This is a genomic window from Bacteroides sp. An19 (assembly GCF_002160215.1).
Lineage (GTDB): Bacteria > Bacteroidota > Bacteroidia > Bacteroidales > Bacteroidaceae > Phocaeicola > Phocaeicola intestinalis.
The window spans coordinates 26152-40891 of the sequence record NZ_NFKD01000042.1; the positions used below are offsets into that span (position 1 = coordinate 26152).

The following is a 14740-nucleotide window of genomic DNA, read 5'->3' on the forward strand; positions in this document are numbered from 1 at the left end:
TACTTCCGTTGCCCGATGAAACTATGTGCATTATCCGAAGCATACGCCCATGCGTTTGCCCTGAATTATCAAATCGTTATCGGCAGTAACTAATTTCAACTTGCCCGCTACCTCCGACAAGGGAACAGACACTATCTCCGAACCCCGGAGCGCCACCATCCGCCCGAATTGCTTTTGAGCTATCAGTTCCGTAGCGTGCCCTCCCATACGGGTGGCAAGGGTACGGTCGAACGCCGTAGGACTTCCTCCGCGCTGGATATATCCCAACACCGTTTCACGTGTCTCAAAACCGGTCTCATACTCGATTTCCTCGGCTATGTATTGAGCAGCCTTTTTCCCGTTAAAGGTGGGAATACCTTCCGCCACCACCACAATCGAATAGGGTTTCCCTTTCTTCAACCGGTTGATGATGACATCACCTATATTATGTATATTGAACGGAAGTTCGGGAATCAGGATGATGTCACCCCCTCCTGCCATACCCGAATGAAGGGCTATCCATCCTGCCTTGTGCCCCATCACCTCGATTACCATCACACGCTGGTGCGAACTGGCGGTAGAGTGCAGACGGTCAATGGCTTCGGTGGCAATACTCACCGCCGAATCGAACCCGAACGAAATATCCGTACCGAACACATCATTATCAATAGTCTTGGGTATCATCACCACATTCACTCCGGCTTTGGCAAGCATGGCCGCCGTATTCTGCGTGCCGTTTCCTCCGATACAGACCAGGCACTCAAGCCCGTGGTCATGAATCGTCTTCAGCAATGCCGCAGGCCTGCTATCGGAAAGCGAAAACCCACGGTCTTTCCGGAAAGGCTTCACACGTGAAGTACCCAGCACCGTGCCCCCCATCGTAAGCAATCCGCCCAACGAATTCTCTGTAAGCTGGATTACATCATCGTCCAGCAATCCCCGAAAACCATTGTGGATACCATATACTTCCATTCCATAATAACTGATAGCCGTCTTGCAAACGCCTCTGATGGTAGCGTTTATGCCCGGACAATCACCTCCTGCCGTTAAAATTCCGATTCTCATAACCTTCAAAATTTGTCTTCGTGTGGTAAAGTTATAAGAAAAAAGTGTAGATTTGTCTTTTCTAACACAAAAATACACCACAAATACAAGAAATAGGCTAACTTTGCAGCGTTTCAATAGCACAAAAAAGACGCTTCGGACACACTAGTCCTGTATGCGTGTGCCATAAAAAAGGAATACCAATGGTTTCAACAAAGTTAATCGAAAAGTTGTTTGTTTCCCGCCAAAAGGAAATAGATTGCTATAACACACAAGCCGAAGCCATTCAAGACAGAGTTTTCCACAAGCTGGTCGAGAATGCTTCTGATACGGAATGGGGGAAAAAATACGATTATGCCCATATCCGGACATACGCTGATTTCCAGCGGGTACCGGTCCAGACCTACGAAGACGTGAAAGGCTATGTAGACCGTATGCGCCATGGCGAAAAAAACGTGCTGTGGCCCGGACGTGTCATCTGGTATGCCAAATCATCGGGCACTACCAACGATAAGAGCAAGTTCATCCCCGTAAGCAAAGACGGATTACGGCACGTCCATTATCAAGGCGGAACCGATGCCGTAGCTCTCTACCTGCGCTCGAATCCGGAAAGCAAGTTCTTTTCGGGCAAAGGACTGATACTGGGAGGAAGCCACAGCCCGAATTACAATGTAAAGGACAGCTTGGTAGGCGACCTTTCTGCCATCCTGATACAAAACATCAACCCGCTGGTGAACCTTATCCGCGTGCCCAGCAAGGAAATTGCCCTGCTAAGCGAATTTGAAGAAAAGGTGGAACGCATTGCCGAAACTACCATCCATGAAAACGTGACGAACCTTTCGGGAGTACCCTCGTGGATGCTTGCCGTCATCAAGCGCATTCTGGAGAAAACCGGCGCCAAACATCTCAACGAAGTCTGGCCCAACCTGGAAGTATTCTTCCACGGAGGAGTATGCTTCACACCTTACCGTGAACAATATAAACAGCTCATCCCGTCCGACAAGATGCACTACATGGAGACCTACAACGCCAGCGAAGGTTTCTTTGGCTTGCAAAACGACCTGTCCGACCCTGCAATGCTTCTGATGATAGACTACGATGTATTTTACGAATTCATCCCACTGGAAGAAATAGACAATCCGCATCCCACCATCGTACCCTTGACTGGCATAGAAACGGGACGTAACTATGCCATCGTCATCAGTACTTCGTGCGGCTTATGGCGGTATATCCTGGGTGACACGGTAAAGTTTACCCAAAAAGACCCGTATAAATTCATCATTTCCGGACGTACCAAGCATTTCATCAATGCTTTCGGCGAGGAACTGATGGTGGACAATGCCGAAAAAGGACTCGCCAAGGCATGTGACGCTACAGGTGCGCAAGTCCTGGAGTACTCGGCAGCTCCGGTCTTTATGGACGCCAATGCCAAATGCCGCCACCAATGGCTGATTGAGTTCAGCGTGATGCCCGACTCGCTGGATAAGTTCCGTCACGTGCTCGACCGCTCTTTGCAGGAAATCAATTCCGACTATGAAGCCAAACGGCATAAAGACATCACTTTACAGGAACTGGAAATCATCGTGGCACGCCCCAACTTGTTCCACGACTGGTTAAAGCAAAAAGGAAAGCTGGGAGGACAACACAAGGTACCCCGCCTGAGCAACAACCGCGACTATATAGAAGAAATGTTGAAACTTAATTCGTAAACTTATTGCATGAAGCCCATACCCAAATACCTTGCCCTGTTACTGATTATCATCGGATTTTACGCCTGTGCCAGCACGGGTTCGCCCGATGGAGGTCCTTACGATGAAGAGCCTCCCAAGTTTGTACGTGCCACACCGGCTCCGAATGCCATCAATAACACCCGTAAGAATGTATCCATCGAATTCGATGAATTCATCAATTTGGAAAATGCTTCGGAAAAAGTCATCATCTCTCCCCCACAGCGCGAACAACCCGAAGTAAAAACCAGCGGGAAACGGGTCGTGGTGAAGTTTATCGACTCACTGGTGGCAAATACTACGTATACCATTGACTTCGGAGATGCCATTGTAGACAACAACGAAGGCAATCCGTTGGGACTATTCTCGTATGCCTTTTCTACCGGCCCCGAAATAGATACCATGGCGGTATCGGGCACCGTGCTCAATGCCGAAAACCTGGAACCTATAAAAGGTATACAGGTTGGATTACATAAGAATTTGAACGACACCGCTTTCACCAAGCTCCCGTTCGACCGTATATCGCGCACCGACAGCCGCGGACAGTTCACCATCCGGGGAATCGCACCGGGCAAATACCGCATTTATGCCTTGCAGGACGGAAACCAGAACTATATGTACGACTCAAAGACCGAAACCGTGGCATGGTCCGACTCACTCATTATCCCAAGTATGGCACCTGCTTTACGTCACGACACAGTATGGAACGAAATCGATACTACACACATCGATACCATATACGAAGTACATTATACCCGCTTTATGCCCGATGACATCATGATGCGTGCCTTTAAGCAGGAAAGTTCATTACAATACCTTGCCAAGAGCGAACGTCCAGACACCAAGAAATTCGCTCTTTATTTCAGTGCGAAAGCCGACACCCTGCCCACATTGAGAGGACTGGACTTCGACGAGAAACAGCTCATCGTGGAAGCAAACCAACGGAACGACAGCATCACCTATTGGGTGAAAGACACTACGTTATGCGAGCGCGACACCCTGACCATCGAACTGAAGTATCTGGAAACTGATACATTAGGAAAACTGGTACCCACTACCGACACCCTGCGTATGATAAATAAGATTCCGCGTGAACGCCGTCTGGCAATGAAAAAAGAAGCTGACGAAAAAGCAGAAAAAGAACGCAAGAAGAAAGAAAAGAAAGGTGATACCATCGTAGTGGAAACTCCATTCCTCACCATGAACGTAGACGCGCCTTCTGAACTGGATATCAACCGTAACATCGTCTTGAGTTTTGAAGAGCCGGTGGAAAACATCGACACAACGGCTATCCACATGCAGACGATGGTAGACTCGGTATGGCAAGACACACCTTTCATTTTTATGGCCGACACCATCGCTCCAAGGCGTTATGAAATACTTGCCAATTGGCAACCCGGACAAGAATACCAGCTTACCATAGATTCACTCGGCTTCAAAGGTATCTACGGACTTTATACCAACAAAGTGGAAAATAAGCTGAAAGTAAAGACCACTGATGCATACGGCACGCTCTACCTCAATATTGTGGGAGCCGGACCGCATGCCATCGTACAACTATTAAACAACAGCGATGCAGTAATACGCCAGCAACCTGTTTCCGAAAAAAACACGTGCGACTTTTACTTCCTGCAACCCGGAACGAAATATTACATCCGCTTGTTTAATGATACAAACAACAATGGCAAATGGGATACAGGAAACTACGACAAGAAACTGCAACCTGAAGAGGTATTCTATTTCCCGAAAACCTGGGAAATGAAAGCAAATTTCGAGTTTGAAGAAACCTGGAACATTCATGCTATTCCGCTCGACAAGCAAAAACCAAACGAAATAAAGAAACAGAAACCCGACGAAGCAAAAAAAATTAAAGACCGAAATAAAGAAAGAGCCAAAAACCTAGGACGAACATGATAAAGAAAATCTTACTCTGCCTGTGCTTGCTGACAGGAAGCCTGGCGATAAAAGCCCAATGCGGTGCCGTAAACAATGCCATCCAGCCGGGTGAAACATTGCATTATGAACTGAAGTTCAACTGGAAATTCATCTGGTTCAACGTGGGTTGGGCAAAAATGAGTGTCAACGAAGCCACCTACAACGGACGATCCTGCTTGCGTACCGATTTGAACTCTTATACGAATAAAAGATTCGACCGATGGTTCAAGATGCGTGATACGCTGACCTGTATCACCAGCCAACAGTTGGAACCGCTCTATTTCCGTAAAGGAGCCGAAGAAGGAAAGCGATACACCGTAGACGAAGTGAAATTCAGTTATAAGAATGGAAAGTGCATCGTTGACCAACAACGCACCCTACGAGGCGTCACTACCCCCAAGCACGATGAAATGGATGTCTGTGTCTACGACATGTTGAGCATCCTGCTGCAGGCACGCTCGTACGACCCTACCGACTACAAAGTAGGCATGAAAATCCTCTTTTCAATGGCTACCGGAAAAGCAGTGGAAAAACAGACCCTTATTTACCGGGGCAAGGAAAACTTCACATCAGAAAACGGCACGACTTACCGTTGCCTGGTATTCTCATTGGTAGAATATGTCGACAATAAGGAAAAAGAAGTCATTACTTTCTTCGTCACCGATGACCTGAATCACCTGCCCGTACGGCTTGACATGTATCTTAATTTCGGTTCGGCAAAAGCCTTCCTGACCGAAATAAAAGGAAACCGTCATCCGTTGACATCCATTGTAAAAAAATAAAATATGAATACGAATATCCACAATTAGCCAATACCCTGAAAACGAAGATATACTGCATAAGCCATTCCAGTTAACTGCTATAGCCTACGAAGATAACTGAAACGGCAAAGTAAGTATATATTCATTTTGCACACCATTATTCTGGCTAATTGCGGACATTCACATGTCTATTAGGACATAAAGCGGTAGAGACATAGCAGACGCAACATTTTCTTCTTATTCTTAAACATTGGTTTGCTACAATTCTACACCGATTTCCCATCAAATCACATACTTCCAACCTACTTTAAAAGCAAAATTGTTCTATCAAAAAATCATCTACACTCTCAAAATATCCCAATTTTGCTTTAAATCCCTAAGAATAAACAGGTTATCAAACTGTTCTTTTTTTTCTAAAATGTGTTCGTTTACACAACTTTTTCGGTAATTTTGCACCGAATTAACTTATACAATCAGAAATATGACAAACAGAGGTTTAAAAATTAACACACTTCGAGGACTATTCGCATTGTCCCTGTTAGGCATTACCGCATGTGTCGACAATGCTTACGACTTGAGCAAAGACGTAGACATGACCATTACGGTAGGCGGAGAGAACTTAAGCATTCCGGGAAGCAACACAGACCTGATCACGCTGGAAAAGATTTTCGACCTTGCTCCGGAAAGCGATGTGAAAGCCGATGCTAACGGCAACTACGCACTGACCATGAGCGGAGAAGGCTCTGAATCATCGGTCAATGTGGAAAACGTAACCATTGAAGGAAGCGAAATCGAAACCGACCCTTCTACTACAGAACTGAACTTTCAATACGTCCCGTACCAAAAAGCGGAAGCTGACGTAGATGACTACACTTCATTTAATGTAAACAAGACCGATGTAACCGAGGACGTTGACTCACTTTACTATGCCAACGTCACGTCAATGTCTTCTTTAGACTTGACCTTCAACGGAAGCGCGAGCCAGCTGCATCTGTCGAAAGACTTCACCGTCACCTTCCCCGAATACATGACCATCCGTTGTGATGGAGACACACGCTTTCAGGCAGAAGGCAATACGATTACGTTCACCGAAGATGTACACATCAGCAGAGGAAGCCGTTTGTCTATTCCTGTGTCGGTAACTGCTATCGACTTCAAGCAAATGCCTGACGGCGAAGGATTGGTAGAACGAGGCCACTTGGTTATCCGTGGAGACATCCCCGTAAAAGGACAAGCCTACCTGCTTGCCGAAGACTTCCTCACACATCAGGACGTACAACTGAAGCTGAATACGGAAATCAATATCGGCAATATCGAGTTAACCGAAGTCACCGCCGTTGTCGACCCGCAAATCGATATCACCATCGACCCTGTCATGGTAAACGAACTTCCCGACTTCTTGCAAGACAATGAAGTGGAAATCGACATGACCGACCCGAAAATCTTTTTGTATGTCACCAACGAATCTCCGGTAGCCGTAAACTTCTCGGCAGACATGATACCTTATAAGGACGGACAGGCTCAACACACCGTCATTTTGGGCGATAAGCCGAATGGTACCGAGCCTATCATCATCCCGGCAAACAAGACCGACTATGTCATCTGCCTGCATCGCCTGGAAGATGCAGCCGGCATCGAAGCCGACCAAATCATCACCGTTCCCGACCTGAACAACCTGGTGGCTAAAATCCCCGATGAAATCCGCACGGAAAACATCGAAGCGACAGCCATACAAACCCCTATCACCCTGGAACTGGGCAGAGACTATAACGTAAAGACCGATTATAATGTAGTGGCACCGTTGCAATTCAACGACCAGACCCGAATTGTCTACAACGACCAGATGGATGACTGGAACAGCGACATGGAAGACATCGACGCACGCCATGCCGAGATCTCGCTCACCGCTACGAATACCATCCCCTTGGGTATGACCATGACCGCTGACGCCATCGACCCCGACGGCAATGTGCTAAACGACATTACAGCTACCGTAGAAGGCGAAATCAGTGCCGGGACACCTGACGCTCCTACTACAAGTACACTGACTATCCGTCTGGAATCGAAAGCCGACGGGGCGTTGAAGAACATGGATGGCATCGCCTACCGGGTAGAAGCATCGGTTCCGACCGAAGTGCAAGGCATTACATTGAACGAAAGCCAAAGCTTGAAACTCGACAATGTAATCATCACCGTGAAAGGCGGAGTGACCGTAGACTTAAATTAATCAAAAACAGGTATTCATCATTATCGAACAGAAATTTATGAAAAAACTATATAAACTTTTCACCGCAGCCCTCCTGGCAGGTTCTTGCCTGACGGCTTCGGCACAGGCTTTACGCTCGGGATATTTCCTCGAAGGCTATAGCTTCCGCCACCAGCTTAACCCGGCTTTCTCTGCCGAACGCAATTACATCAGCATCCCTGCACTGGGTAATATCAATATTGGTACGCAAGGAAATATCGGAGTGGGACATTTCCTTTATCCGCAAAACGACCAACTGATTACGTTCATGCACTCCAGCATCAACGGACAAGACTTCTTAGGCGAACTGAAAGACAAAAACCGTCTCAGCGCCAATATCAACATGACGTTGCTCGCAGCCGGATTCCATGCATGGGGCGGATTTAATACGGTAGACATCAACTTGCGTTCAAATACAAGCATGAACCTTCCGTACGACTTGTTCGCCTTTATGAAAATGGGTATGACAGGAAGTGAGACACACTATGATATAGGTGACTTGGGCATCCAGTCGAACAATTACATAGAACTGGCATTCGGACACTCACGCAAGATTAACGACAAACTCAACGTGGGCGGTAAATTAAAGTTCCTGTTGGGTGCCGCCAACCTCAGCCTGAAAATGACCGATATGGATGTCACCTTGAGCCAAGACAAATGGATGGTAAAAGCCAATGGTGAGATGAGTGCTTCATTGAAAGGCCTGACTATGCCTACGAAAGCCGAAAGCGGAAGAAACGTTGACAATGCCAGCCAACGTGACTTGATAGACTGGGACAATATGGACGTAGACAGCCCGGGACTGAGCGGTTTCGGTATGGCTATCGACTTGGGTGCTACCTATAAGGTGATGGACGACTTGACCGTATCTGCCGCATTGCTCGATTTCGGCTTCATGTCATGGAACAATACGATTAAAGCAGCTACCAGCAACGCTCCGTGGGAATTCGACGGATTCCAAAACATCGCGGTCGACTCTGAACTGGGCGACGATGACCCCAACTCATTGGAAAGCCAACTGGACGCTATCGGAAAAGACCTGGAAGACTATGCCAGCTTCCACCGTACGGAAAACGGAGTGAAACGTACCGCCATGCTGGGCGCCACACTGAATATTGGTGCGGAATATGCGTTCCCTCTTTACAAGAAACTCCATTTCGGTTTCTTGTCGTCTACACGCATCAACGGCAAGTATAGCTGGTCGGAAGGACGTATCTCGGCAAACGTAGCACCCATCAAATGGTTTGATGCCGGTGTCAACTATGCGATTTCTTCATTCGGCTCTTCATTCGGATGGTTGCTGAACTTTCATCCACGTGGATTCAACTTCTTCATTGGTATGGACCACCTGATGGGTAAAGTCACCCCGCAGTTCATCCCTGTCAAGAGCGGAAATATGAACGTCAGCTTAGGCTTTAACGTAACTTTTGGAGATCGGAAATGACCTGAAAGGAAATGAACAAATTCTGATTAATGAATACCTGCAATTTACAGGAATAAAAAAAGAGGGGGTGCATGGACATTCCCTCTTTTTCGTTATATGGTTTCTTTATTTAAACAGCATCAAAATGTGCATTTTGTTGATGCTATCATAGAGAACCCAGACCACACAAGAATACACAGAGAAACACAGAAGAATAGGTCAATAAACAATATGCTAATGTGAAAATAAATTAGCACATTGCCCTATTATTCATTGGCACATTAAAATAGAATCTGTATCCGTCCTTTCTGTGTTCCATTAAAATGCACAATTTCATACCGCGCAGGTATAACATCAAAATAGGTTCATCCGCTGTAAGATTATTAATCTTCAGGCTGCAAGATTATTAATCTTACAAGCGGAAGATTAATAATCTTACACCAGACGAAGTTATCCGCGCTAATCTGCGTTTCAGTCAATCAAATTGCTTTAATCTGTGGTGGAAACCTTACTTGTTCAGCCTCCAGGTAAACCCGTCTTTTGTATCTTTTACCTCGAAACCTAATGCAGCAAGGCTATCGCGAATCTTATCACTTGTTGCCCAGTCTTTGTTGGCTTTGGCTTTCATGCGTTCTTCCAGCAACATGTCTACCACCTTGCTGAAGGCTTCCTCGCGGGCGGCATTGTTCTCACCTTCTGCCTTCAATCCCAGAATATCGAACGCGAACAGGTGGAATACGCTCTTCAGTTCCTCCAAGTCGGCGGCACTGATGGTCGCTTTCTTATCCAGTACGGTGTTGATCATGCGGATGCCGTCGAAGAGGTGCGAGATGACAATCGGTGTGTTCAGGTCATCGTTCATCGCTTCGTAGCATTTCTCACGCAAGCCGGCAGGCTCGATGCCTGAAGTAGAAGCGGACGGCGTGATGCGCTCGAGGTTCTTGATGCCTTCCAGCAGGCGTTCCAAGCCCTTCTCGGCTGCTTGCAGGGCTTCGTTGCTGAAGTCCACCGTGCTGCGGTAATGCGCTTGCAGGATGAAAAAACGGATGGTCATCGGCGAATACGCTTGGGCAAGGAGCTTGTTCGAGCCGGTAAAGAACTCTTCGAGCGTAATGAAATTACCCAACGATTTGCCCATCTTCTGCCCGTTGATGGTAATCATGTTGTTGTGCATCCAATAGCGTACCATGGGATGTCCTTCGGAAGCCACGGCTTGCGCGATTTCGCATTCGTGGTGCGGGAAGATAAGGTCCATGCCTCCTCCGTGTATATCGAATGTCTCGCCCAGATACTTGCGTCCCATCGCGGTACATTCGCAGTGCCAGCCGGGGAAACCGTCGCTCCATGGCGAAGGCCAGCGCATGATGTGTTCGGGCTGGGCACATTTCCACAGGGCGAAATCGGCCGGGTTATGCTTTTCCTGCTGCCCGTCCAGTTCGCGGGTGGTATTGATGACATCATCCAGGTTGCGTCCCGAAAGCACGCCATAATGGTGGTCTTTGTTGTATTTTGCCACATCGAAGTACACCGAACCTTGGCTTTCGTAGGCATATCCGTTTTTCAGGATTTCCTCTACCAGCTTGATTTGCTCGATGATGTGTCCCGAAGCGTGCGGCTCGATGCTGGGTGGAAGCACATTGAGGGCTTCCATCGCCTTGTGGTAGCGGAGCAGGTAATACTGCACCACCTCCATCGGCTCCAGCTGTTCCAGCCGTGCTTTCTTGGCAATTTTGTCTTCTCCTTCATCGGCATCGTGCTCCAGATGGCCCACATCGGTAATGTTGCGCACATAACGCACTTTATAGCCCAGATGTTGCAGGTAACGGAACAGGATATCAAAGGTAATGGCAGGACGTGCGTGTCCCAAATGAGGGTCTCCATAAACAGTAGGACCGCATACATACATTCCCACATGAGGAGCGTGTAAAGGAACAAACGATTCCTTCCGGCGGTTCAACGTATTGTAAATAACCAGTTTATTTTCCATATTTCTAGCTTTATTAAGGCCACAAAAATAACGAAAAAGAAAATAGATACCAAAGAAAAAAACAGGATTCGTTCAAAGACATTTTTTACACATGCTGCCGCACCAGCTTCTCAATCACCTCCGGATAATAGCGGTACTCCAACTGATGCACACGTGCAGCCAAACGTTCGGGCGTATCATCAGGCAACACTTCGCATCGTGCCTGAAAGATATAATCCCCCTCGTCATAACGTTCGTTGACATATTGTATCGTTATGCCGCTTTCCTTTTCTCCTGCCGCCAACACTGCTTCATGTACATGCATGCCATACATGCCTTTCCCACCGAACTTAGGCAACAACGATGGATGGATGTTTACAATACGGCAGGGCCAAACCCGCAAAATATCTTCTGGAATACGCAACAAAAAGCCGGCAAGTACAATAAAATCAACTTCATACCCGCGTAGCACTTCCAGCGCCTCTCCCGAAGCAAATCCGGCAGAAGTCACCACCCGGCACGGCACTCCCAACCGTTCGGCACGTTTGATAACTCCAGCAGTAGTACGTGATGCAATGACAATTTCTACGCTTACTTCCTCTTTCTCTTCAAAATAACGGATGATCCGCTCGGCATTCGTTCCTTCACCCGATGCCAAAATTGCTATTTTCTTCATATTTTTACCTGTTTTCGTGCACAGAATATATAAAAATGTGCAAAGAGAATGCATTTATTTGCCCGAATATTTGTATAGAACGAGAAATATTTATTCCTTTGCACCGAAAATTAAACAAAATTATTCTATTTATAAACTTAAAACAAGAAAATTATGTCTGAAATCGCATCAAAAGTACAGAAAATCATCGTTGATAAACTGGGTGTAGAAGAATCAGAAGTTACTCCGACCGCTAGCTTTACTAACGATTTGGGTGCAGACTCTTTGGATACTGTAGAACTGATCATGGAATTCGAAAAAGAATTCGGTATTTCTATTCCTGACGACCAGGCAGAAAAAATCCAGACTGTAGGAGACGCTATCTCTTATATCGAAGCTAACGCAAAATAAGTAATTCTGTTTATGGAATTAAAAAGAGTAGTAGTAACAGGTCTTGGTGCAATTACTCCGGTAGGAAATACGGTTCCAGACTTTTGGAACAACCTGCTGAACGGAGTAAGCGGAGCAGGACCTATTACTCATTTTGATGCATCCAAATTCAAGACTCAGTTCGCTTGTGAGGTAAAAAACTTCAATGCCACTGATTTCATCGACCGCAAAGAAGCCCGTAAAATGGACTTATATACCCAGTATGCGGTAGTAGCAGCCAAAGAAGCAGTAACTGATGCGGGTCTTGATGTGGAAAAAGAAGACTTGAACAAAATCGGAGTCATCCTGGGCGTAGGTATCGGAGGTATACATACGTTCGAAGAAGAAGTAGCCGGATACGAAAAGACCAAAGATACCATCGGTCCTAAATTCAATCCGTTCTTTATTCCTAAAATGATTGCCGACATCGCTTCCGGACAGATTTCTATCATGTACGGATTCCACGGACCGAACTTTACCACGACTTCTGCATGCGCTTCTTCTTCGAATGCCATCGCAGACGCGTTCAATTATATCCGCTTGGGCAAAGCCAACATCATCGTGACCGGTGGTGCCGAAGCTGCTATCTTCCCTGCTGGTGTAGGAGGTTTCAATGCCATGCATGCCCTTTCTACCCGCAACGATGACCCGCAACGTGCCTCACGTCCGTTCAGCGGAAGCCGTGACGGTTTTGTCATGGGTGAAGGTGCAGGATGCCTGATTCTGGAAGAGCTGGAACATGCCAAAGCACGCGGAGCCAAGATTTATGCGGAACTTGCCGGCGTAGGCGCTTCGGCAGATGCTTATCACCTGACAGCTTCCCATCCTGAAGGATTAGGAGCCAAACTGGTGATGATGAACGCATTGGAAGATGCCGGTATGAAACCGGAAGATATCGACTATATCAATGTACACGGGACTTCTACCCCTGTAGGCGATGTTTCTGAAGTGAAAGCCATCAAAGACGTGTTCGGAGAACATGCCTACAAACTGAACATCAGTTCTACCAAATCCATGACCGGACACCTGCTGGGCGCAACCGGAGGAGTAGAAGCCATCGCCTGCGTACTGTCTGTTAAGAATGACATTGTACCCCCGACCATCAACCACGAAGAAGGAGATAACGATGAAAACATCGACTATACCCTGAACTTTACTTTCAACAAGGCACAGGAACGTACCGTCCGTGCAGCCTTGAGCAATACATTTGGTTTCGGTGGACACAATGCATGTGTAATCATTAAAAAATACACTGAATAAACTGTGTTTGGCAATATAACAGATAAGATAAGACTCCTCTTCCGCAAGGACAAGGAGCCTTATCTTTGTTTTTACCGAATGACCGGATTCTATCCGCGGAACATTGACATCTACAAACAAGCATTGCTGCATAAATCGTCTTCCATCAAAAACGAGAAAGGACGTGTGCTGAACAACGAACGACTGGAGTTCTTGGGTGATGCCATTCTGGATGCCGTGGTAGCTGATATTGTATACAAAAAGTTTGAAGGTAAGCGCGAAGGATTTCTGACCAATACACGTTCGAAAATCGTACAACGGGAAACACTCAACCATGTGGCGGTACAAATCGGACTGGATAAACTGGTAAAGTTCACCACCCGCCAATCTTCTCACAACAGTTATATGTGTGGCAATGCTTTCGAAGCTCTGATTGGTGCACTATATCTGGACCGGGGCTATCGCGCCTGTAAGAAGTTTATGGAAGAACGCATCATCAACCAATATTTGAATCTGGACAAAATTTCACGCAAAGAAGTCAATTTCAAGTCTAAGCTTATTGAGTGGAGCCAGAAAAACAAGTTCGAAGTAACCTTCAAACTGGTCAATCAGTCGGTAGACGAAGAACAAAACCCCGTGTTCAACACACAAATATTGGTAGAAGGTATTCCTGCCGGAAACGGGAAAGGATATTCCAAAAAAGAATCACAGCAAGAAGCTGCCCACGAGACCCTGCAGAAAATAAAGAATGACCCTCAATTCATAGATGCGATTTTTGCATCAAAAGCCGAAAGAGAGAAAGACACAGAACCGGTGTATACAGAAGATTCTCCCAGCGTAATGGAGACCAACGAGGATCAAACCATTGATGTCCGGGAAGAACTCATAACAGAACGCTATGATGATACGGAACGCATCATAGCAGAAGCGGAAGAAGCCGCATTCAAAGAAGAAATTCAAGAAAAGACATCAGCCGATTCCGAAGAGGAACGTATATAGATTCATCGGCCTACGGATATATCATCATCACTTCATGAAGATATATCCGTAAGCCGATGAAAGCTATATCAATCCAACCTCTACAACGGCTTATACTCTACAAAAGCCTCCATCGCCTCGTAGCAGGCAAGCCCTAATTTATCGTAAAGCGAAGCGGTGCCACGGTTGCGGTCCTCGCTGCGTTGCCAGAAGAGGCGCTCGTCATTGCCCAAGAACGGTGCACTCTCCATCTGAGACTGGTGCTTCAGGATGGAATTCCGTTTCGCACGAAGCTCTTCGGGACTGAACGGCACAGCCATCTCGATGTTCTCGATTTCCCATTCCGCCCATGCCCCGCG

At 46.7% G+C, this 14740-nt stretch carries 11 protein-coding genes and 1 pseudogene; 8 read left to right on the forward strand and 4 right to left on the reverse strand.

Translation table 11 applies throughout. From position 1 onward, the window contains the following. Positions 1-30 precede the first annotated feature (30 nt). Positions 31-1044: an ATP-dependent 6-phosphofructokinase gene (locus B5F25_RS14310; RefSeq protein WP_022040359.1), complete on the reverse strand. Its 1014-nt coding sequence runs from the start codon at positions 1042-1044 to the stop codon at positions 31-33. Positions 1045-1226: 182 nt separating this feature from the next. Here B5F25_RS14310 and B5F25_RS14315 point away from each other — a divergent pair, with 182 nt between their 5' ends. From B5F25_RS14315 to B5F25_RS14335, 5 genes are all read left to right on the forward strand, one after another. Continuing rightward, positions 1227-2732 (forward strand): GH3 auxin-responsive promoter family protein, encoded by a 1506-nt coding sequence (locus tag B5F25_RS14315; protein ID WP_022040358.1) that lies wholly within the window; start codon positions 1227-1229, stop codon positions 2730-2732. 9 nt (positions 2733-2741) lie between these two features. Then, on the forward strand, positions 2742-4664 hold the full coding sequence (locus B5F25_RS14320; RefSeq protein ID WP_087250312.1) for an Ig-like domain-containing protein: 1923 nt from the start codon (positions 2742-2744) through the stop codon (positions 4662-4664). Beyond that, the gene (locus B5F25_RS14325; protein ID WP_022040356.1) at positions 4661-5467 is read left to right on the forward strand and encodes a DUF3108 domain-containing protein; all 807 of its coding nucleotides are present in this window, start codon (positions 4661-4663) and stop codon (positions 5465-5467) included. The genes B5F25_RS14320 and B5F25_RS14325 overlap by 4 nt, the downstream gene beginning before the upstream one ends. Positions 5468-5927: 460 nt before the next feature. After that, complete coding sequence (locus B5F25_RS14330; RefSeq protein WP_140406953.1) at positions 5928-7673, forward strand: hypothetical protein; 1746 nt, start codon at positions 5928-5930, stop codon at positions 7671-7673. Positions 7674-7710: 37 nt separating this feature from the next. Continuing rightward, positions 7711-9135: a DUF5723 family protein gene (locus B5F25_RS14335; RefSeq protein ID WP_241148417.1), complete on the forward strand. Its 1425-nt coding sequence runs from the start codon at positions 7711-7713 to the stop codon at positions 9133-9135. A gap of 487 nt (positions 9136-9622) precedes the next feature. On the opposite strand, the gene cysS is transcribed toward B5F25_RS14335, so the two are convergent. Then, positions 9623-11101 carry a cysteine--tRNA ligase gene (gene cysS / locus B5F25_RS14340; protein WP_022040327.1) on the reverse strand — a complete coding sequence of 493 codons (1479 nt, stop codon included), beginning with the start codon at positions 11099-11101 and terminating at the stop codon, positions 9623-9625. A gap of 85 nt (positions 11102-11186) precedes the next feature. Continuing rightward, positions 11187-11756, reverse strand: coding sequence for a phosphoribosylglycinamide formyltransferase (gene purN / locus B5F25_RS14345; protein WP_022040328.1), 570 nt, complete (start codon positions 11754-11756; stop codon positions 11187-11189). A gap of 153 nt (positions 11757-11909) precedes the next feature. Here purN and B5F25_RS14350 point away from each other — a divergent pair, with 153 nt between their 5' ends. The 3 genes from B5F25_RS14350 to rnc are packed head-to-tail and all read left to right on the forward strand — an operon-like array spanning position 11910 to position 14402. Next, positions 11910-12146: an acyl carrier protein gene (locus tag B5F25_RS14350; protein WP_022040329.1), complete on the forward strand. Its 237-nt coding sequence runs from the start codon at positions 11910-11912 to the stop codon at positions 12144-12146. A 12-nt stretch (positions 12147-12158) separates the two neighbouring features. Continuing rightward, positions 12159-13424 carry a beta-ketoacyl-ACP synthase II gene (fabF, locus tag B5F25_RS14355; protein WP_022040330.1) on the forward strand — a complete coding sequence of 422 codons (1266 nt, stop codon included), beginning with the start codon at positions 12159-12161 and terminating at the stop codon, positions 13422-13424. 3 nt (positions 13425-13427) lie between these two features. After that, positions 13428-14402: a ribonuclease III gene (rnc, locus tag B5F25_RS14360; RefSeq protein ID WP_022040331.1), complete on the forward strand. Its 975-nt coding sequence runs from the start codon at positions 13428-13430 to the stop codon at positions 14400-14402. An 80-nt stretch (positions 14403-14482) separates the two neighbouring features. On the opposite strand, the pseudogene B5F25_RS14365 reads toward rnc, so the two are convergent. Then, positions 14483-14740 (reverse strand): annotated as a pseudogene (locus B5F25_RS14365) (glucosamine-6-phosphate deaminase); the annotation flags it as partial.